Annotated in this window: 21 protein-coding genes; 15 read left to right on the forward strand and 6 right to left on the reverse strand. The window is 62.1% G+C overall.

Annotation, left to right across the window (positions count from 1 at the left end):
- Window positions 1-31: 31 nt before the first annotated feature.
- Window positions 32-946, reverse strand: coding sequence for a LysR substrate-binding domain-containing protein (locus ABID19_RS30650; protein ID WP_354494322.1), 915 nt, complete (start codon window positions 944-946; stop codon window positions 32-34).
- Window positions 947-1,043: 97 nt separating this feature from the next.
- Between ABID19_RS30650 and ABID19_RS30655 the strand changes: the two genes are divergently transcribed.
- The 3 genes from ABID19_RS30655 to sbmA all read left to right on the forward strand — a co-directional run bounded on the left by ABID19_RS30655 (window position 1,044) and on the right by sbmA (window position 4,237).
- Window positions 1,044-1,256, forward strand: coding sequence for a hypothetical protein (locus ABID19_RS30655; protein WP_354494323.1), 213 nt, complete (start codon window positions 1,044-1,046; stop codon window positions 1,254-1,256).
- A gap of 439 nt (window positions 1,257-1,695) precedes the next feature.
- The gene (locus ABID19_RS30660) at window positions 1,696-2,856 is read left to right on the forward strand and encodes a YbfB/YjiJ family MFS transporter (protein ID WP_354494324.1); all 1,161 of its coding nucleotides are present in this window, start codon (window positions 1,696-1,698) and stop codon (window positions 2,854-2,856) included.
- Between the two features lie 121 nt (window positions 2,857-2,977).
- The gene (gene sbmA / locus ABID19_RS30665; RefSeq protein WP_354494325.1) at window positions 2,978-4,237 is read left to right on the forward strand and encodes a peptide antibiotic transporter SbmA; all 1,260 of its coding nucleotides are present in this window, start codon (window positions 2,978-2,980) and stop codon (window positions 4,235-4,237) included.
- A 25-nt stretch (window positions 4,238-4,262) separates the two neighbouring features.
- Here sbmA and ABID19_RS30670 read toward each other — a convergent pair whose 3' ends face one another.
- Complete coding sequence (locus ABID19_RS30670; protein WP_354494326.1) at window positions 4,263-5,267, reverse strand: polysaccharide deacetylase family protein; 1,005 nt, start codon at window positions 5,265-5,267, stop codon at window positions 4,263-4,265.
- 286 nt (window positions 5,268-5,553) lie between these two features.
- Between ABID19_RS30670 and ABID19_RS30675 the strand changes: the two genes are divergently transcribed.
- The 8 genes from ABID19_RS30675 to ABID19_RS30710 all read left to right on the forward strand — a co-directional run bounded on the left by ABID19_RS30675 (window position 5,554) and on the right by ABID19_RS30710 (window position 12,281).
- Window positions 5,554-6,219, forward strand: coding sequence for a tetratricopeptide repeat protein (locus ABID19_RS30675; protein WP_354494327.1), 666 nt, complete (start codon window positions 5,554-5,556; stop codon window positions 6,217-6,219).
- 88 nt (window positions 6,220-6,307) lie between these two features.
- Window positions 6,308-7,741, forward strand: coding sequence for a ribosome biogenesis GTPase Der (gene der / locus ABID19_RS30680; RefSeq protein WP_354494328.1), 1,434 nt, complete (start codon window positions 6,308-6,310; stop codon window positions 7,739-7,741).
- 409 nt (window positions 7,742-8,150) lie between these two features.
- On the forward strand, window positions 8,151-9,332 hold the full coding sequence (locus tag ABID19_RS30685; RefSeq protein WP_354494329.1) for a cell wall hydrolase: 1,182 nt from the start codon (window positions 8,151-8,153) through the stop codon (window positions 9,330-9,332).
- Between the two features lie 242 nt (window positions 9,333-9,574).
- Window positions 9,575-9,973, forward strand: a complete 399-nt coding sequence (locus ABID19_RS30690) for an AtpZ/AtpI family protein (RefSeq protein WP_354494330.1) — start codon at window positions 9,575-9,577, stop codon at window positions 9,971-9,973.
- A gap of 69 nt (window positions 9,974-10,042) precedes the next feature.
- Window positions 10,043-10,801 (forward strand): F0F1 ATP synthase subunit A, encoded by a 759-nt coding sequence (locus ABID19_RS30695; protein WP_095483947.1) that lies wholly within the window; start codon window positions 10,043-10,045, stop codon window positions 10,799-10,801.
- A gap of 79 nt (window positions 10,802-10,880) precedes the next feature.
- The gene (locus tag ABID19_RS30700; protein ID WP_056103679.1) at window positions 10,881-11,105 is read left to right on the forward strand and encodes a F0F1 ATP synthase subunit C; all 225 of its coding nucleotides are present in this window, start codon (window positions 10,881-10,883) and stop codon (window positions 11,103-11,105) included.
- Window positions 11,106-11,179: 74 nt separating this feature from the next.
- On the forward strand, window positions 11,180-11,779 hold the full coding sequence (locus tag ABID19_RS30705; protein WP_354494331.1) for a F0F1 ATP synthase subunit B: 600 nt from the start codon (window positions 11,180-11,182) through the stop codon (window positions 11,777-11,779).
- A gap of 10 nt (window positions 11,780-11,789) precedes the next feature.
- Window positions 11,790-12,281, forward strand: a complete 492-nt coding sequence (locus ABID19_RS30710; RefSeq protein ID WP_354494332.1) for a F0F1 ATP synthase subunit B — start codon at window positions 11,790-11,792, stop codon at window positions 12,279-12,281.
- A gap of 249 nt (window positions 12,282-12,530) precedes the next feature.
- On the opposite strand, the gene ABID19_RS30715 is transcribed toward ABID19_RS30710, so the two are convergent.
- Both ABID19_RS30715 and ABID19_RS30720 read right to left on the reverse strand, forming a co-directional pair.
- Window positions 12,531-13,226, reverse strand: coding sequence for a ribonuclease HII (locus tag ABID19_RS30715; protein ID WP_354494333.1), 696 nt, complete (start codon window positions 13,224-13,226; stop codon window positions 12,531-12,533).
- A 154-nt stretch (window positions 13,227-13,380) separates the two neighbouring features.
- Window positions 13,381-14,535, reverse strand: a complete 1,155-nt coding sequence (locus ABID19_RS30720) for a PA0069 family radical SAM protein (RefSeq protein WP_354494334.1) — start codon at window positions 14,533-14,535, stop codon at window positions 13,381-13,383.
- A 150-nt stretch (window positions 14,536-14,685) separates the two neighbouring features.
- Here ABID19_RS30720 and ABID19_RS30725 point away from each other — a divergent pair, with 150 nt between their 5' ends.
- Window positions 14,686-15,192 carry a glycosyltransferase gene (locus ABID19_RS30725; protein ID WP_354494335.1) on the forward strand — a complete coding sequence of 169 codons (507 nt, stop codon included), beginning with the start codon at window positions 14,686-14,688 and terminating at the stop codon, window positions 15,190-15,192.
- A 223-nt stretch (window positions 15,193-15,415) separates the two neighbouring features.
- Here the strand turns inward: ABID19_RS30725 and ABID19_RS30730 are convergent, their stop codons facing one another.
- Window positions 15,416-15,829: a type II toxin-antitoxin system VapC family toxin gene (locus ABID19_RS30730; protein WP_352938104.1), complete on the reverse strand. Its 414-nt coding sequence runs from the start codon at window positions 15,827-15,829 to the stop codon at window positions 15,416-15,418.
- The gene (locus tag ABID19_RS30735; protein ID WP_354494336.1) at window positions 15,829-16,071 is read right to left on the reverse strand and encodes a type II toxin-antitoxin system Phd/YefM family antitoxin; all 243 of its coding nucleotides are present in this window, start codon (window positions 16,069-16,071) and stop codon (window positions 15,829-15,831) included. The genes ABID19_RS30730 and ABID19_RS30735 overlap by 1 nt, the downstream gene beginning before the upstream one ends.
- Before the next feature lie 351 nt (window positions 16,072-16,422).
- Here ABID19_RS30735 and ABID19_RS30740 point away from each other — a divergent pair, with 351 nt between their 5' ends.
- The 3 genes from ABID19_RS30740 (at window position 16,423) to ABID19_RS30750 (ending at window position 19,278) form a co-directional block, all read left to right on the forward strand.
- A complete protein-coding gene (locus ABID19_RS30740; protein WP_354494337.1) occupies window positions 16,423-17,358 on the forward strand; it encodes a cyclase family protein in 936 nt (311 codons plus the stop codon).
- A gap of 136 nt (window positions 17,359-17,494) precedes the next feature.
- Window positions 17,495-18,322 (forward strand): MBL fold metallo-hydrolase, encoded by an 828-nt coding sequence (locus ABID19_RS30745; protein WP_354494338.1) that lies wholly within the window; start codon window positions 17,495-17,497, stop codon window positions 18,320-18,322.
- A gap of 71 nt (window positions 18,323-18,393) precedes the next feature.
- Window positions 18,394-19,278 carry a GntR family transcriptional regulator gene (locus ABID19_RS30750; protein ID WP_354494339.1) on the forward strand — a complete coding sequence of 295 codons (885 nt, stop codon included), beginning with the start codon at window positions 18,394-18,396 and terminating at the stop codon, window positions 19,276-19,278.
- Window positions 19,279-19,295 lie beyond the last annotated feature (17 nt).

Consider the following 19,295-nt stretch of genomic DNA (forward strand, 5'->3'; position numbering starts at 1 on the left):
CTCCTTTCCACCTGGATTGCACGGGGCAGGTTCAGCTCGCGCTGGTAAGTGACCCGAATTGCGCCATCGTTGCCGCTATTTCTTCGCGGATCCAGACTTTGAAATCCCTGACCTTGCGGCTTTCGGTCTTGGCGGCGGAGGTCACCAGCCAATAACCGAGCCCGCTCTGGGCGCGGACGCCGAAGGGCGCGACAAGGCGGCCATCAGCCAGTGCGTCGGCGGCCAGCAATTGCCAGCCGAGCATGACGCCGTGGCCGGCGATCGCCGATTCCAGGCACAGCATCGGGTCGGTGAAGCGCGCGCCTTTGAGGAAGGTGACCGGCTTCACCCCGGCGGCCTCGAACCAGCTTTCCCAAGTGATCATCGCCCTCTCGTCGGTGATCGCGCAGGTCAGGGCGAGGTCTTCGATCGACTTCAATTTGTCGGCGATCACCGGGGCGCAGACCGGGAAGACCTCCTGCGCCAGCAACAGTTCCGCGCGCCCGCCCGGCCATGTCCCGTCGCCAAGCCGGATGGCGATGTCGATGTCCGAGCGGTCGAGATCGGCAATCCGCACCGAGGCGTCGATGCGCAAAAGCACATTCGGATGCCGGGCGAAGTGACGTGACAGCCTCGGCAGCAGCCACTTCGACGCGAAAGCTGGCGCCACCGAAACCACCAGCGTGCATTCGGAAGCCTCGTCGGCCAGCGCCACGGCTTGGGCGAGTTCGCGAAAGCCTGCCCCGAGGCGCGCGGTGAAGACGGTGCCGAATTCGGTCAGCACGAGACCGCCCGCCGTTCGTTCGAACAGCGCCTGTCCGAGCTGCTCTTCTGTTCGCTTGACCTGCTGACTGACGGCGCTGGCGGACACGTTGAGTTCGCTCGCCGCAGCTGAAAGCGATCCCAGGCGGGCGACGGTTTCCACGGCGCGCAGGCCGTTGAGATGGACGCGGTTCAGTATAGCCATATAGTTTTTCTAAACCCGCGCGGTCGAAATCTCAATTGAAATACCGGGCGGGATGGCAGAATCTGGACGCAAAGCAGACCTTTAGAGGAAGAACCCTATGAAGATTTTATCATTTCTCAGGGTCTTTTCTGTTGCTGACACGCTGCAAGGCCGGTCGCGTGAAAGCGAGACCACAAGATGGGTGATCGATCCGCTGTCACACCCTGTGCTCGACACCATGTCGGAGCGCGAGCTCGGCGACGTGCCGTTCAGGCTGACGGCCAGGCGCACTGCGTACGAGACCGGCACAGCGCAAACCGGCTGCGGCTGAAGATGCGAGCAAAGGAAGGAGCGGGCTCAGTTCCTTTCAGGGACAAATCGCAAACCTTGGAGATTGGCTGAACTTCCCTCCCTTCGTCATCCCAGGGCGGAGCAGGAGCGAAGCGACGTCGCGGAGACCCTGGGATCCATGCCGTTGCCTGGCGGCAGTGCTCCGACGGATCAGAAACGGGTGCTTCTTCGCAGCGGACACGAGCGCCATTCCAAACCGCCGCATTTTACGCCGGATGTCACGGCATGAATCCCAGGATCTGCGTTGCGTCGCTTCGCTCCTTGCTCCGCCCGGGGATGACGAAGCCATGGTGGTCTGCGGCCAATCGCAAAACCTTGGAGATTGGCGGCTGGAAGCTGCTTGCCAACAGCTGCGCGACCCGTTCTGGCCCAACGCAAGCGGATTGTTTGACAGGCTCGTGCACCTATTGTGCACTGCAATGAATGCCGCTTCGCCGTCCCCTTTGCGTCTCGCCTTCGCCGGCATGATTGCCCTGGCCGTTGCCATGGGCATCGGCCGCTTCGTCTACACGCCGATCCTGCCCGGCATGATGGAGGAACTTGCGCTGTCGCCGGCGGATGCCGGCTGGATCGCATCCGCAAACTATCTCGGCTATCTCATCGGCGCGCTTGCGGCCGCCGGTGGCTGGGCGCACGGCCGCGAGCGCATGCTCATGTTTTCAGGCCTCGCCGCCAGCACCATCCTCGCCGGGCTGATGGGACTGACCGACACGATGGCGGCCTTTCTCGTCATCCGCTTTCTCGCCGGTCTGGCCAGTGCCTTTGTCATGGTCTTCATGTCCAGCATCGTCTTTGGCCATCTGCTTGCGGCCAACCGCAACGGCCTGCAGGCGCTGCATTTCGGCGGCGTCGGCCTCGGTATAGCAGTATCCGCGGCACTGATGGCTGTTCTCGTCACCGGACATGCCGGCTGGGCGGCGGGCTGGCTGTGGTCGGCGGCGATTTGTGGCTGCGGCTTCGCTGTCGTGGCCCTGCTGGTGGGGCCTGCCTCGACCACCAACGGCGTTGCGCGCCGAGAGCCGGCGCTGCCGAAGGACCGGTCGTTGTTGAAAATGATTGTCGCCTACGGCCTGTTCGGCTTCGGCTATGTGGTGACGGCGACGTTTCTCGTCGCCATCGTCCGACAGGGCGGCGGCGGCCGCGTGTTCGAGGCGGTCGTCTGGATGGTCACCGGCCTTGCCGGAATTCCCTCAATCTGGCTGTGGCAGAAGATCGCGGAAAGGATCGGCCTCTACGCGGCCTGCCTTGCGGGTTGCCTCATCGAGGCGGTCGGCGTGACCGCAAGCGTGGCCATGGGCGGACGCGCCGGGCCGCTGCTCGGCGGGTTCCTGCTTGGCGCCACATTCATGGCCATGACCGCACTCGGCCTCCAGGCCGTAAGGCAGCTTGCACCGCAGGCGCCGCGCCGGACTTTCGCGGTCATGACGGCTTCCTTCGGCCTCGGCCAGATCATCGGCCCGCTCGTCGCCGGGCTGCTGGCGCAAGCATCGGGTGGTTTCTTCCTGGCTTCGATCGTGGCTGCCGCCGTCTTGGTAGCCTCCGGCGTCGTCGCCTGGTCGGCTGCGCCAAAATCGCCATGATTGTGGGTTTGCTCGGGGATGGGCATCGGGCACGGGCATTTTCATTCCGACCGATGTGTGACCTTATGCCCGCTGAACAGCAACGCCGCTGATTTGCGCATCGACCGAGGATTTCGCCACAGTGTTCGTATCCTTCTTCCCGCAGCCGAAGTTGTTCTTCACTTCGGTCGCCGTCTGGAGCCTTGCCGGAATCCTGTTCTGGTTTTTCGGGGGCGAGCAGTTGGGCGCTGTTTTCGGGCTGCCGCCGGCAGCGGCTGGCGTGCCGCCAGTCCTTGGAATGACGATCTTCTGGACCAAGCCGTTTATCTGGTTCTATATCTATTTTGGGTTTCTAGTTGGCGCCTTCTACGCCTTCTGGCGCTTTTATTCTCCTCACCCGTGGCAGAATTGGTCGATCCTCGGTTCGGCGCTTATCCTGTTTTCGACATATCTCAGTGTGCAGATTTACGTGGCGCTGAACAACTGGCGCGGACCGTTCTTTGATCTGTTCCAAAAGGCGATCACGACGCCTGGCTCGGTAACCGCCGGCGAACTCTATTCGATGTTCTCGATCTACGCCTGGATCGGCGCTTCGGGCATGGCTTTGTTCGTCATCACCCGGTTCTTCGTCAGCCACTATATCTTCCGCTGGCGCACGGCAATGAATGACTACTACATGACGAACTGGCAGAGATTGCGGCACATCGAAGGCGCGTCTCAGCGTGTGCAAGAGGACACGATGCGGTTCTCCACCACGATGGAAGGCCTTGGTGTTTCGCTCGTTGACTCCGTCATGACGTTGATTGCGTTCCTGCCCTTGCTCGCGCAACTCTCAAGCCATGTGAAGGTCTTGCCACTCGTTGGCGAAATTCCCTATTCCCTGGTTGTAGCCGCTGTCACCTGGTCGATTTTCGGTACCCTTCTTCTCATGATTGCCGGCATAAAACTGCCAGGGTTGGAGTTCAAGAATCAGCGAGTCGAGGCCGCCTACCGCAAGGAATTGGTGTATGGCGAGGACGATGCGGCGCGTGCAGCACCGCCCACCGTGGCCGAACTTTTTTCTCACGTCCGACGCAACTACTTCACCCTCTACTTTCACTACGCCTACTTCAATGTCGTCCGATCCGGCTATCTGCAGGCAGATGCCATCTTTGCCAGCGTGATCCTCATTCCCACGATTGCTGCTGGAACAATTACCTTGGGTATATGGCAGCAGGTTTCCACCGCTTTCGGCCAGGTCAGTTCCTCATTTCAGTATCTGGTCAATGCCTGGCCAACGATCGTCGAACTGCTCTCCATCCACAAACGCCTGCGTGCTTTCGAGGCGACGCTGGAAGGAGAACCGCTGCCCGAAATCGACCAGCGCTATCTCGAACGGCAAGGCGCCGAGGACCCGGCCTGAGTTTTGGGACAAGGACGTGGGCGGTTCAGCCGCCCACTGACGCCTGCTTTTCCCCAGCGCGCTGCCGCAAAACAAAGTCGCGATAGCTGATGCACTCGACATCGGGCTTTGTGCAGACCTCGCCTGCAAAGCGCTCCAGCGCATTCCAGTAGGCGCCGTCATTCATCAGCGTAAAATGGAAGCCGAGTTCCAGCGGAATGCGTTTTCCCTGGTATTGGGCGTCGAAGGCGGCGCGAAAGGCGTCATAGGTCCGGTAGGCGAATTCGTCTGCCTTGCTCGGCCGCTCGAAGCCGCCGGTATGCCTGACATAGAGATTGTAGTCCATCGCGATCACCCGTCTTCTGTCAGGGCCTTCCGGAATCTGCGGCAATGAAAAATGCGTGATGCCGTTGCTGGTCGCCGGCCGGGCAGGGCCTTTCGAGACGCCACTCGCGTCGAACAGGTAGCCCGCCTTGGGCAGTGCCTCATAGAGCGCTTTATTCGTCGACAGATACGGCGCGCGAAAGCCGACCGCGTTACGCGCGATTTCGCGCCAGCCCGTGGGTTCGGGGGCAATGCCGTTGATCGAATAGGCGGTTTCGAGAATGCGGGAGAAAGAGCCGAACTCGCTCAGCCAGTCGGCCTTGCTCCAGTCCTTGCCGTCGAAATGGCCGCAGCCATGGCTGCCGATATCGTGGCCCTCGGAGGCGGCGAGGTTTATCTGCTCGAGCCGGTCGGCGACTTCCTGTTTCGAGGCGGCAAAGCCGATATTGGATTTGCCCGATGTCTTGCGGGGCGCCGTGTACTCCTTGCGCGTTTCCGGCGAGAGCAGGAAGACGCAGGAGACGAAATAGGTGAAATGCGCGCCGGTACGCGCGGCCAGCGCCCGGCTGCGCTTCCACTGCGAAATATCGCGGGCACTGTCGAACGAGATGATGACGGCCTGCTTCGGCTTTGCCGGCGCTGGCGCCGCAGGCGGGTCGGCGGCAGCAGCGCCCGCCGCAGCAAGCGACGCGATGGAAAACGCAACAACGCGGGACAAACGAGGCATCGATATCTGATCTGGATTTGAGGAGGGTTCGAGCACCGGCTATCGGCAAAATGTGGCGTCGGTGCGGTCGCCTCCGGTGGTCACACGCCCGGCGATTAGCCGATTTTCCTGTCGTGCCTCTTCCATGCCGACGAAATTTCGCTAAAACGCGGGCTCCGCATCGGCCTGAAGATCGGAATTGATTTCAGGAAGCACGATGCGCAATTCAAAGTGTTAGAGCGTACTTTGTGCGTCCAAGGACCCACGTCGCTCTAAACCGCCCTGGGGCGGGCAGGATGGTTTTGAGATGTCGGACGACAGTTTTATCCGCGAAGTCAACGAAGAGATTCGTCGCGAACAGGCGCATGCGCTGTGGGACCGTTTTGGTCCTGCCTTGATTGTGCTCGCGGTGCTGGTGGTGCTCGGAACCGCCGCGTTCGTCGGCTATCGCTATTGGGACGAGACCCGCGCCAATCGCTCCGGCGATGCCTTCTCGCAAGCGCTGAAGCTTGCCAATGAGGGCAAGAGCGACGAAGCGCTGACGGCCCTCGGGGCGCTGGAGAAGGATGGCTACGGCGCCTATCCGCTGCTCGCCCGCATGCGGGCGGCAACCGTCAAGGCGGACAAGGGCGATTTCGACGCTGCGGTCAAGGACTTCGATGAGGTCGCCGCCGACACGGACATTCCATCAGGTCTTCGCGACCTGGCGCGCCTTAGGGCAGCGCTGCTGCTCGTCGATCACGGTTCTTTCGCCGATGTCTCCAGCCGCGTCGAGGCGCTCACCGCCGACACCAATCCCCTGCGCCATACGGCGCGCGAGGCGCTGGGCCTTGCCGCCTGGAAGGAAGGCAAGGCAACGGACGCACTGAAACTGTTCGACCAGATCGCCTCGGATGATGGCGCCCCGCGCAACGCGCGCGAGCGGGCGACGTTGATGTCCGAGCTGATCCGTGGTTCGGGTGGCGTGTCGTAGTGCAATGTCGCCCAAAGCATGCCCTCGGGCTTGACCCAAGGGTGCGAAGCGGTTTTGGGACCAACGACATGCACGATGGTAGAGCTGGATGACATTCAAAGTCGCCATCATCGGCCGGCCTAACGTCGGCAAATCGACCCTTTTCAACCGTCTGGTGGGAAGGAAGCTGGCGCTTGTCGACGACACGCCGGGCGTCACCCGCGACCGTCGCGTCCATGCCGCCAAGCTCTACGATCTGCATTTCGACGTCATCGACACCGCCGGCTTCGAGGACGCTGCTGCTTCGACGCTGCCGGGCCGCATGCGTGCCCAGACCGAGATCGCGATCCGCGAAGCCGACCTGATCTTTTTCACGATCGATGCCAAGTCCGGGCTGATGCCCGACGACAAGACCTTCGCCGAGATCGTGCGCAAATCCGGCAAGCCGGTTGTCGTCGTCGCCAACAAGGCCGAGGCGCGCGGCGCCCAGGGCGGCATGCTTGAGGCTTGGGAACTCGGCCTTGGCGAGCCGATCCCGGTCTCGGCCGAGCACGGCCAGGGCCTGCCCGATTTGCGCGATGCGGTGATCGCTGCACTGGGCGAGGCGCGCGCCTTCGGCGAAGAAGAAGAGGATGCGGACGAAGAGACCGCCGCCAGCGAAGTGCTGATCGGCGAGGACATCACCGATCCGGATGCCGAGCCGAGCTATGATGATACCAAGCCGATGCGCATCGCCGTCGTCGGCCGCCCAAATGCCGGCAAGTCGACGCTGATCAACGCGCTGATCGGCGAGGAGCGGCTGTTGACCGGGCCGGAAGCCGGCATCACCCGCGACTCCATCTCAGTCGACTGGGACTGGCATGGCCGCCGCCTGAAACTGTTCGACACCGCCGGCATGCGCCGCAAGGCCAGGATCCACGAAAAGCTGGAAGTCATGTCGGTGCAGGACGGCCTGCGCGCCATCCGCTTTGCCGAGATCGTCATCATCGTGCTCGACGCCACCATTCCCTTCGAGAAGCAGGATCTGCAGATCGCCGACCTGATCATCCGCGAGGGCCGCGCGCCGGTGATCGCCTTCAACAAATGGGATATGATCGACCACCCCCAGGAACTCCTGGCGGAACTGCGCGAGAAGACCGAGCGGCTGTTGCCGCAGGCGCGCGGCATGCAGGCGGTGCCGGTCTCGGCCGAGACTGGGCGCGGCCTCGACAAGCTGATGGATGCCGTCATCAGGACGCACAGGGTGTGGAACAGCCGCGTCTCGACCGGCAAGCTCAACCGCTGGCTGGAAGGCATATTGGCGCATCATCCGCCACCCGCCGTGGCGGGGCGTCGGCTGAAGATCAAATATGTCACGCAGGCCAAGACGCGCCCGCCGGGCTTCGTCGTCTCCTGCTCACGTCCGGACGCGATGCCGCAATCCTATGTCCGCTATCTCTCGAACAGCCTGCGCGAAGCCTTCGATATGCCAGGCGTGCCGATCCGCATAGCCTTGCGCACCTCGGACAATCCTTTCGCCAGCAGAGCGAAAAAACGCCGCTGACGCTGCTGGGCCTTGGCGATTGGCAGAAACGCCCCTCGTCATGTCGCGACGCCGATTGCCATTCCGGGCCTTCTCGTCGTCTGGTCGTGGACGGGCGTCTGGCTGGCTGCGGCTTTTTGCGCGCTGATCGCCTGGCCGATCTTTCTTCGGCCCGAACATGGCCGCAAAAGCGCCTGACTTCAGATCGACAGGGAGCGTCGACAGGGAAAACACGATCCAACCTGTTAACGCACCATCAAGGTTAATGCATCATTGTGCCTCTCCAGTGGGGTCAGTTGCGTTTCTGGAGAGTTCCGTGCATCGACGTGTTTTGAAGCGGCTTGTCGCCGTCGCCGGTGAGAAGAAACGTTCACTGCTGTCTCCGTCCATTGTTGATCGGTGCATTCGGGTCGGCTTTCCGAATATCTCCATGTACCGACGTGTCTCGACGCTGGTTGCTGCCGTCGGTGAGAAGAGACGTTCACTGCTGTCTCCTCTGGTCATTGGGGTTGGCATCTGGGTCGGCTTTCCCACGGTCATTGCCTATCAGGACATGACGAGCCTGGTTTCCGGCCTCAAGGCGCCGAACGCCCGTTGGAACGCCTATGTCGAGAAATCCGTCGCCGGCTCGGTTCACGCTGCCGAAATGCCTTTCCTCGATTCCGACACCACCGGCGCGATCTCGGGTTCCGGCGTCCGGTTGCCCGGCATCGGCGCTGTGTCGTTTCGCGGCAAGGGCAGCGCGGCCAGCACGACGCCCGACGAGGACCGCGTCGTACGTGCCGCCAAGAAGGGCCGCATCATCATGGTCTCGCCGGTCGCGCCGCCGAAGAATTTCAACGCCGGCTCGATTTTCAAACGCACCTCCTCACTGCTCCGTCCAAGCATGGACAGTGGCTTGAAGATGGCTTTCGCCAAGCCGGAGATCAAAGGCAAGGAGATCCAGATTGCCGCCGCGTTCCACGCGCGCGTCGACAAGAAGCCGGATCCCGGCGTGCCGGCCATGCTTGCCGCACTGGTCAACAACGATCGCCCCGATGTGCTTGCGACCGCCTACGCAGCGGCCGAGCCCGACTATGCCCAGGCTTCGCCCTTCGAGGCCTTGCTGCAGGACGAGAAGCCCAATGGCGGCCGCTTCATTCCGCCACTGGCCAAGGGCGATCATTCGTGGATGCAAACTCCGCTGCCGGCGAGCGTCTTCTCCAAGCCGGAGCAGACTTGTCTCGCCAACGGCATCTACTTCGAGGCGCGCGGTGAATCGGTGCGCGGCCAGGCTGCCGTCGCCCAGGTCATCCTCAATCGCGTTCGCAATCCGGCCTATCCGAACTCGATCTGCGGCGTCGTCTATCAGAACGACAAATGGTTCAATCGTTGCCAGTTTTCCTTCGCCTGCGACGGCAGGAAGAAGCGTATCCAGAGCCCCGCCCACTACAAGACCGCGCAGGATATCGCCATGGCGGTCACTGCCGGCAAGATCTTCATCCCGGAAGTGGGATCGTCGACCCATTACTACGCCAACTACGTCAATCCGGGTTGGGCGCGGACAATGAAAAAAATGACCAAGATCGGCCTGCACATCTTTTACCGCACCTATGGCGGCGGCTGGAGCTGAGTGCTTCGGCAAGGTCGCAGGCGCGGTCGATCGGGGACCCATCGCCGGAGGGATTCGGTCGCGGTGTGCCAACGATGGTGTCGGGCACGATGTCGCACCCTGGCAAGTCACTGATTCAACAATGAAAAATACTTGAGGCTGAAGGTCCGCCCGTGGCTTGACGGGCGCGGACCCTCTAACTATGTTGCCGGCGACTTAAGAGCGGACGGACGGCGACGATCTGACCGGGCAAGGGGGTTGCGATGGCCGACAAGAATGGGCCAGACGGAACCGGAGAAACCGGCCCCGGCAAACAGCGTCAAGTCGACATCCGCGACGAAGATCTTGAGCGCCGCCGGCGCGACCTTGAAGCATCGCTTGCGACAAGGCGGCCGGACCGGCTCGAGGGGAAAGACGACGCGAAAGCGGGCAGTGCGGCCGGATATGGCCAGGCGCTCAAACTGTCCAGCGAGTTCATCGCCGGGATAGTGGTTGGTGCCGGTATCGGCTGGATCATCGACCGTTTGGCGGGAACATCGCCATGGGGTCTGATCGTTTTTTTGCTGCTGGGTTTTGGTGCCGGCGTGCTCAACGTCCTGCGTTCCGCAGGGCTTATGGCGGAATTCGGACAGGGCGACAAAACGCGCGATCCGAAAGAATGAATTTGAGGCGCCGCTTGCCGGCGCAGTGAACAGGACACTCAAGCCGCACGGCTTTGATGGGGAATTAAAGTGGCTGCTGACAAGGTCGATCCGATCCACCAGTTCCATATCAACAAGCTGATTCCGATCGAGATCGGCGGCTATGATCTATCCTTCACCAATTCGGCCCTTTTCATGGTCGCGACCGTCGCCGTTGCGTCGGCGTTCCTCTATCTCACCACATCGAGCCGCAGCCTCGTTCCCGGCCGTCTTCAGTCGGTCTCGGAAATGGCCTATGAATTCGTCGGCAACATGCTGAGGGATGCAGCCGGAACGCAGGGCATGAAGTTCTTCCCCCTCGTGTTTTCGCTGTTCATGTTCGTGCTCGTCGCCAATCTGCTCGGTCTTTTCCCGTATTTCTTCACCGTCACCAGCCACATCATCGTCACCTTCGGCCTTGCCGCGCTGGTGATCGGAACGGTCGTCGTCTACGGCTTCATGAAGCACGGCCTTGGTTTCCTGAAACTGTTCGTCCCGCATGGCGTGCCGGTATACCTGCTGCCGCTGGTGGTGCTGATCGAGGTGATTTCCTTCGTTTCGCGCCCGGTCAGCCTCTCGGTTCGTCTGTTCGCCAACATGCTGGCAGGCCACATCACGCTGAAGGTGTTCTCGGGCTTCGTCGTGAGCTTGAGCGCGCTTGGCACGCTTGGCATCGCCGGATCGGTCCTGCCGCTGGCAATGGCCGTGGCGCTGACGGCGCTGGAACTGCTGGTCGCCTTCCTGCAGGCCTACGTCTTTGCCGTGCTGACCTGCATGTATCTGAACGACGCCCTGCATCCCGGGCACTGACCCAGGCTGGGCAAGAGTTTTCGGCATTGCTGCCGGATGGAATCGCAACGGAATTTTTAGATCCAAAGGAGTTGAACAAATGGAAGCAGAAGCAGCAAAGTACATCGGCGCCGGCATCGCATGCCTCGGCATGGGTGGCGCCGGTATTGGCCTCGGCAATATCTTCGGCAGCTATCTGGCGGGCGCGCTGCGCAACCCGTCGGCCGCGGATGGCCAGTTCGGCCGCCTGATCTTCGGCTTTGCCGTGACCGAAGCACTGGGCATCTTCTCCCTTCTCATTGCGCTTCTGGCGCTGTTCGGCTGAGCCGCTGTTCGGCTAAATTGGGAATTGGACGGCCGGCCGCAATCAGCGGCAGGCCTGATATCAGGGAATAGTCCATGTTCGTGACATCTGCCTTTGCGCAAGAGTCCGCGCCCACCGTCGAAGGTGGCCATACCGGCACGGAAGGCGATACGCATTCCAGCACCGGTGTGCCTGCCGAGGCGCACGGCGTGTTCCCGCCATTCGATCCGGCGACATTCCCGTCGCAGCTTCTGTGGCTGGCGATCACCTTCGGGCTGTTCTATCTGTTCCTGAAGAAAGTGGTGATGCCGCGTGTCGGCGGCATCATCGATGTCCGCAACGACCGTATCACTCAGGACCTCGACCATGCCGCCAGGCTGAAGAGCGAGGCCGATGCCGCCGTTGCCGCCTATGAGCAGGAATTGGCTGAGGCCAAGACCAGGGCCAATGCGATCGGCCAGCAGGCCAGCGATGCAGCCAAGGCAGAAGCCGAGGCCGCCCGCAAGAAGGTCGAGGCCGCGCTTGACCAGAAGCTCGGCGAGGCCGAGGCTCGCATTTCGTCCATCAAGGCCAACGCCATGAAGGAAGTCGGCACGATCGCCGAAGACACCGCTTCGGCCATTGTCGAGGCGCTTGTCGGCGGCAAGGCCAGCAAGGCCGAGATCGCTGCAGCCGTCAAATCCGTGGCCAGGTGAGGAGCGCATCATGGACGCCACATCACTCGCGACGCTTTGGGCCACCGTTGCCCTCGTCATTTTCCTGGCCATTGCCGTCTACATCAAAGTGCCGGGGCTGATTGCCAAGGCGCTCGATGCCCGCGCCGACAAGATCAGCAATGAGCTTGAGGACGCGCGCCGGCTGCGCGAGGAGGCCCAGCAACTGCTCGGCGAATACCAGCGCAAGCGCAAGGAAGCCGAACAGGAGGCTGCCGACATCGTCGCTGCCGCCAAGCGCGAGGCCGAAATGCTAGCCTCTGAAGCACACCAGAAGACCGAAGACTATGTTATCAGGCGCACCGCACTTGCCGAATTGAAGATCGGTCAGGCCGAGCGCGAGGCGATCGGCGAGGTGCGCGCCAGCGCCGTCGACATCGCCGTCGAAGCTGCACGCACGCTGCTCGCCGGCAAGATCGACGCCAAGGCCGGCGCCGACCTGTTCAAGGCCTCTCTTCAGGACGTGAAGTCGAAGCTGAATTAGACAGCCGCCACCATCGCTTCATCGAAGCCGCCTGGGCAACCTGGCGGCTTTTTTGTATGGCGGAGATAATCTCCCCCCTTGAGGAGGAGATGTCGCCGAAGGCGACAGAGGGGGTCGCTTCGGCGTCGCGGCGCCATGGGATAACACGTCGGATGAAGAGAAGGTTGGCGCTTCACGCGCGGCTACCCCCTCTGGCCTGCCCGCCATCTCCCCCTCAAGGGGGGAGATTACGCGCCTGGTCGCTTTCGCTCAATCTAGCCCAACAAGGCTCTCTTCATCAGGCACTTCGGTTCCGCCAAGCCGGAACGGCGCGAAGGACGCGCGGTGTAGCCGCGCCACCGGTCCATGCAGCTCGATCGCCGTGCGGTGACGGACCGTGGCGTAGCCCATGTGGAGTTCGAAACCGTAATGCGCGTGATGGCTGCCGCAGCCGCACATCATGCGGTCGCGCATCACCTTGGCGACGATCGAGGCGGCGGCGATCGACTGCGAGCGCTGGTCGCCCTTGATCAGCGCCCTGCCTTCGCAGGGCAGTCCGGGTGGCACATCGCGGCCATCGGCCAAGGCCAATTTCGGCTGCACCGGCAAGCCGACCAGAGCGCGACGCATCGCCTCGAGGCTGGCCTTGAGAATATTGCTGCCATCGATGCCTTCCGCGCTGACGGAGGCCATCGACACGCCAAGAGCGGATCCGAGGATTTTCAGGAACAGCGCCTCGCGCTGCAGATGGCTGAGGCGCTTGGAATCGTCGAGACCGTCGGGAATGTTGGCGGGATCGAGCACCACCGCTGCTGCGACGACCGGCCCGGCGAGCGGGCCGCGGCCGGCCTCGTCCATTCCCGCCACTGGCCACAGGCCCTCGCTCATCGCCTTCGTCTCGAAGGAGAAATCGGGTCTCTCAACGATTTCGAAGAGAAGCGGAGAATCAGAGCGCACGCGAGCCATGTTGCGGCGAGGTTCGCATTGGCTCCGATTCTCCGCAAGCCCCTTCGGGTCGGCGGGGCACCGGACCCGAAGGGCACCGTCTGCAAGCCCGGGGACAAGACAGGCCGGACGGGATCTTTTCATGTGCCGCCGGCAATAGCGGCACATGATGTTTTCAAAGCAGCATCAGTTGTTCGGTTGCCTTGGCCGCGACGACGAATTGGTCGGTCCTGAGCGACCGCCGCTCGGCATTGAGACCAAGCCGTTTGGCTGATATCTCGAAGCGCCGGCCGATCTGCCAGGCGTAGGGGCCGGCGCCTTTCATGCGCTTGCCCCAATCCGAATCGTAATCCTTGCCGTCGCGCATCGAGCGGATCAGCGACATGACGTGGCGATAGCGGTCCGGATAATGGCGCAGCAGCCAATCCTTGAAGATCGGCGCGACCTCCAGCGGCAGGCGCAGGATGACATAGCCGGCCTCGCGTGCTCCTGCTGCACATGCCGAATCGAGGATGCGTTCCATCTCTTGATCGGTTAGGCCGGGGATGATCGGAGCCACCATGACCGATGTCGGAATGCCGGCATCCGAAAGCTGCCTGATCGCCTCCAGCCGCTTGGTCGGCGTCGACGCGCGTGGCTCCATCATTCTGGCCAACATCCGGTCCAATGTCGTCACCGACAGCGCCACCTTGGCCAGCCCGCGTTCGGCCATGCGCGACAGAATGTCGATGTCGCGCGTCACCAGCGCGGATTTGGTGACGATGCCGACCGGGTGGCCGCGCGCCTCCAGCACTTCGAGGATCTCGCGCATGATCCGGTACTGCTTCTCGATCGGCTGGTAGGGATCGGTGTTGGTGCCGATAGCAATGGTGCGCGGCTGATAGCCGTCCTTCGACAGTTCCTTGTCGAGCAGCCGCGCCGCATCCGGCTTGGCGAATAGCTTCGATTCGAAATCCAGCCCCGGCGACAGGCCCATGAAGCTGTGCGTTGGCCGGGCGAAGCAATAGACGCAGCCATGCTCGCAGCCGCGATAGGGGTTGATGGAGCGGTCGAAGGAAATGTCGGGCGATTGGTTGCGGGTGATGATGGTCCGTGGCTTCTCGACCTGTACCTCGGTCTTGAAGGGCGGCAGTTCCTCCAGCGAATTCCAGCCATCGTCGAACACATGTCGGCTGACCGGCTCGAACCGGCCGGACGGGTTGATGCCGGCGGACCGGCCGCGATTGCGGTCCGGACGGATACGGACGCCGCTCTGCTCGATCATCGCATTGGCCATCTCGGCTCTTCCGGCCCCGAAGGCGGCAATGTCGGCACGCACGATCTGTTCCATTTTCGCCCTCTCCCAGGGACTGTCGGCTGGCTGTCGAATCGCTCTGTTCATGAAAATAATCCTATTTCATCGATGAGAACAAAGCAAGAACTTTCTTCGGCGCCACGCGACAACTGGCGCTACGCCCGGCTTTCCGCTATTCGGCTAACGATGCTCAGCGTTCTCATCCAGACCCTCAATGACGAAGAGAGACTTGCCCGCACGCTCGCCTCGCTGATCGGCGGCGCGGTCGAGGGCGTGGTGCGCGACGTCGTCGTCTGCGACACCGGCTCGACCGACCAGACGCACCGCGTTGCCGAACATGCCGGCTGCCTCTTTGTGGCGAGCGGCGGCATTGCTGCCGGTATCCGGCAGGCCAAGGGCGACTGGCTGCTGCTGCTGGAGCCGGGGGCGCGGCTGGCGGAAGGCTGGATCGACGAGGTCGCCGCCCATACATCAAGGCAAACCATGCCAGCGCGATTCTCGCGGGCGCGCGGCAGCCGCGTGCCATTCCTGTCGCGGGTGTTTTCGGGAAACCGGGCATTGGCCGAAGGATTGGTGATCAGCAAGCGTCAGGCCGCGGCCTTGTCGAAAAACGCCCGCAGCGCCGAAGCCATCGCACGCGGCCTTGCGACCAAGAGGCTCGACGCCGAGATCTGGGTGGCGCCGACGAAGTGAGGGGCGTTCCTCTGCCCGAAAGCGCGAAGGAAGGCCGCGCCGCTTGCTGAAGTGAAATTCTGCCGACGTTCCTTTTACGAGACGTTTGACTTTGTCTGGGTTAGGCGGGGAGCAGACTGTGGGCGGAAAAATGCTGCCGGCTGAAATCAAGGTCGGCCACGTCTTCCGTTATCCTATCTCTGGCATTGGCAACACCGCGGGGAAGGTGACAAGGGGCCGGGGTTCAGCCATTGTCGAGGGGCCCAACGATCTCGACGCCTTCGGCTAGCGCGGCTGCGACCAGCTTGCGGTCCAACGTGGCGAGCGGAAGCGTTCGCTCGAGAGCCAGTGACAGGTAGGCGGCATCGTAGGCGCTCAGCCCGTGGCTTGTTGCTAGCGCCAAAACAGATCCGTCCCCACCCGCTCCTGCATCCTCAAGCGGCAGGCGCCGCAACCGGCCCATCGCCGCGATCGCCTCGCCTGGAGCAATGCGGTTGCGGCGTTCGGCCATCAGAACGATGCTGCGGGCTTCGTGCCAGAACAGGGACGGCACCGGGCATTGCGCTGTCAGCGCGCCAATCAGCGCTTCAGCCGCCTCACTGTGCTCCTCCGGAAGGAGCCATGCGGCCGCAATGGACGCATCGAGGACGAAGACCATCAGTAGCGATGGCCTTCATGCTTCCAGGCCAGAATCTCCTCGGTCGTGACGGGTTTGGCCCTGGCCCGCGCGGCGCGGGCTTCTTCGATCAGAGCGCCCAGGTCGTTTTTCTTGGGGATTCGGCTCAGTTTTGCGATTGGATCGTTGCCGCGTGAAATGATGACCTCCTCCCCAGCTTCGACCTTGGCCAGCAGATCGGAGAGGTGTGTCTTGGCCTCTCCGACCTTGACGGTGATGGTCATGGTTCTCTCCTGAGGCCGCACATAGGCGCTATCGTCGAGCGGCGCGTGGACAGCACGGCAATTGGGAATTTAAACGACGGTAGCGCGATCTTTTCGTGTTGGTCAAGGCTTGGTCTTATCGCTCTCGATAAGAGGTCATTATCACCGGCGACATTGGCGCTGTGCATTTTATCCGGAATGGCGAACCAAATTGAATGAGCCGATGGCCCATGCGATCGCGGTGATTGGCGGATCTGATGGAATCCGTATTGGCACGACCTTCTTGAGGGGAATGCATATGGAGGAATGCATATGCTTGTCGTCCTGCGGGAAACTCGCGATACTCGGCAACATTTCGGGGAGAGACTGCAGATGAACGCATCTAAATTCGCTCGTATCGCCTTGCTGGGAGCCGCCTGGTCAGTGCCGGCGATCGCGTCGGCGCAGGAATCGTCCCTCTGGTCGGTTTATGAGAACACGCTCAAATCGGCCAAGTACATCGATCTGACCCATGCCTTTGAGCCGGTGCAGCCGGTATGGCCGGGTTTCGCCAATGCCAAGTTCAAGCCGACTGTCGCCGGGAAGGACATCGAGGGCTACGTCAAGGCCGGCGAAGAGTTCACCTACGACAAGCACGGCTTCGTCGCGACCGCCTACGAGTTGTCGACGGACCAATATGGCACGCAGCTCGATCCGCCCTCCCACTGGAACCCGCTCGGCGCAACGATCAGCGACCTGCCGGCCACCTATGCCGTGCGGCCGCTCGTCGTGATCGACATCAGCGGCAAGGTGCAAAGTGACGAAGGCTATCACCTCCAGGTCGCCGACATCGAAGAGTGGGAAAAGGAGCACGGCCGCATACCGGAAGGTTCGGTCGTCTTCGTGCGTTCGGATTGGTACAAGAAATGGTCCGATGCCGCTCGCTTCAACCAAAAGCCATTTCCAGGCGTCAGTTTGGACGCGCTGAAGTTCCTGCATCTGGAGCGGAAGATCCTGTTTCATGGCCATGAGCCGCTCGACACCGACACCACGCCCAATCTCGAAGGCGAACATTGGCTGCTTCACAACGATTTCACCCAGGCGGAAGGCGTTGCAAACCTCGATAAGGTGCCGGAGGCCGGGGCGTTGGTTACAATCGGCTTTGCCAAACCGCTTGGCGGGTCGGGTGGATATGCGCGTTACATCGCTATTGCACCCGCCGACTGGACGGAGGGCGTCTCGGTGACCGACGCGCCTGGTGTGCCGCTTCCCCGGCAAACCGCGCCGCTCAAGCGCGACGAGAACGGTGTCTTCCGGCCGACGCCCTGATCGCTAACGATCAACGGCGGCCGGGCAGACGTTCGGCCCCTCCGGCGCTCGCGAAAACGTGACTGTCTCACCGATAGCCATCGTAATCGCTAGCGCTATCGTGGCATGAGCGCCAGTTCTGCCATGGGAGGCAGCCATGCTCCGCCTATCTGCCGCCGTTCTGCTGATACTGGCTTTCTGGCCCCCCGCCGCTTCGGCTCAGGAAGGGCCGCCGCCGTCGAGATGCGTTGCGATCGCGCAGGCGCTGCCGTCGGCCACCTATGCCAGCTTCACGGCGCCAAAGGCGCAGACGCCGCTGCTGGCCCAGGCAGTCGTCGACGGCGAGGTTACGATCACCTATGCCGGCCATTCGACCTACATCATCGAGACGCCCGCCGGCGTCAGGATCGCCACCGACTTTTCCGGTGTCTACGGCGCTGACCCGCTGCCGCGCGTGGTGACCATGAACAAGGCTCATCGCACCCATTATTCGGACCATCCGGATCCCGCCATCGAATATGTGCTGCGCGGTTGGAATCCGGATGGCGGTCCGGCGCGCCACGCCCTTGTTGTGGACGATGTCTACATCCGCAACGTGCCGACTGATATTCGCAATGGCGGCGATCTCGGCAAGGACGGCAATTCCATCTTTATCTTCGAAGTGGCAGGACTGTGCATCGGCCATCTCGGCCATCTGCACCACCGATTGGAGGACGCGCATTACGGCGCCATCGGCCGGCTCGACATCCTTATGGTGCCTATCGACGGCGGCATGACGCTGTCGCTCGACCGGATGACCGAAATCACCACGCGGCTCTATTCTTCGATGATCCTGCCCATGCATCGCCATTCGACCCCGATCAGCGAATTCACGGGTAAGATGGGCGACGATTTCGCCGTGGAATTCCTCTCCGGCCGGTCGTTGGCGGTTTCGCTGAAGACCTTGCCCGACCGGCCGACGATCATCATCCTCGAAGGGGTTTGATCTCTTTCGTCCCGAACTTCCGAACCCTGCGCAACCTGCTCTTTCCACTCGCCCAATTCAGGTGCTGAGGCTTGGCTTCAGCAGGCAGCTTTAGCTGCTTCTCCGCCCGCAGGCCGATAGGACCTGCGGGGCGTGCCACTCCAGCTGTTGCGGCCATCGCTAAAATTGGTATTGTGTTGGTATTATCGCTATGGGCCCCAGGCGTGACATTCCTCGAATTTTTTGCTGCCGCGCAGAGCAAGGGAAGTGATGCGCCGGTTTACAGGCGTCTGCAGACAGCCTTGGTCGATGCGATCGCCTCGGGCACCTTGAAACCGGGAGCCGTTCTTCCGCCCGAACGCGAGCTCGCCCTCGAACTTGGCATCTCGCGGGTGACCGTGCGTAGAGCGATGGCTGAACTTGTGCGGCAAGGTCTGATTACCCAGCGACATGGCAGCGGAACATATGTTTCGGGGACGCGCGAGCGCGTCGTGCAAAGCTTGAGCCGACTTTATTCCTTTTCCGAAGACATGACCTCGCGCGGCAGGACGCCAGGTACGCTGTGGCTGGAGCGCGACCTCAGCCTGGCCAATGCCGACGAGGCGCGCCGGCTCGAAATGCCCCATGGCGGGTCTGTCGTTAGAATGAGCCGGCTGCGGCTTGCGGACAACGAGCCCATTGCGTTGGAAAGCTCATTGATTCCGGCTACTATCTTGCCCGACCCGAAGCAGATCGAAGATTCCCTCTACCAGACGTTGCGCGATCTCGGCCATGTTCCGGTCAAGGCCGTTCAGCGTTTCTCGGCGATCAACCTCGATGAAAAGAGCGCCCGCCTTCTCAAGTCGCAAACGGGCGCCGCGGCGCTCGACATCTACCGGATAACCCGGAGGGAAGACGGCGTCGTCGTCGAATCCAGCCGGTCGATTTTTCGCGGCGACGCCTACGATTTCGTTGCCGAACTCGGGCTGGGCAGTTGAAATATGGTACCGGGCAG

It is taken from the genome of Mesorhizobium robiniae (genome assembly GCF_040545535.1).
In the GTDB taxonomy this organism is placed as follows: Bacteria; Pseudomonadota; Alphaproteobacteria; order Rhizobiales; family Rhizobiaceae; genus Mesorhizobium; species Mesorhizobium robiniae.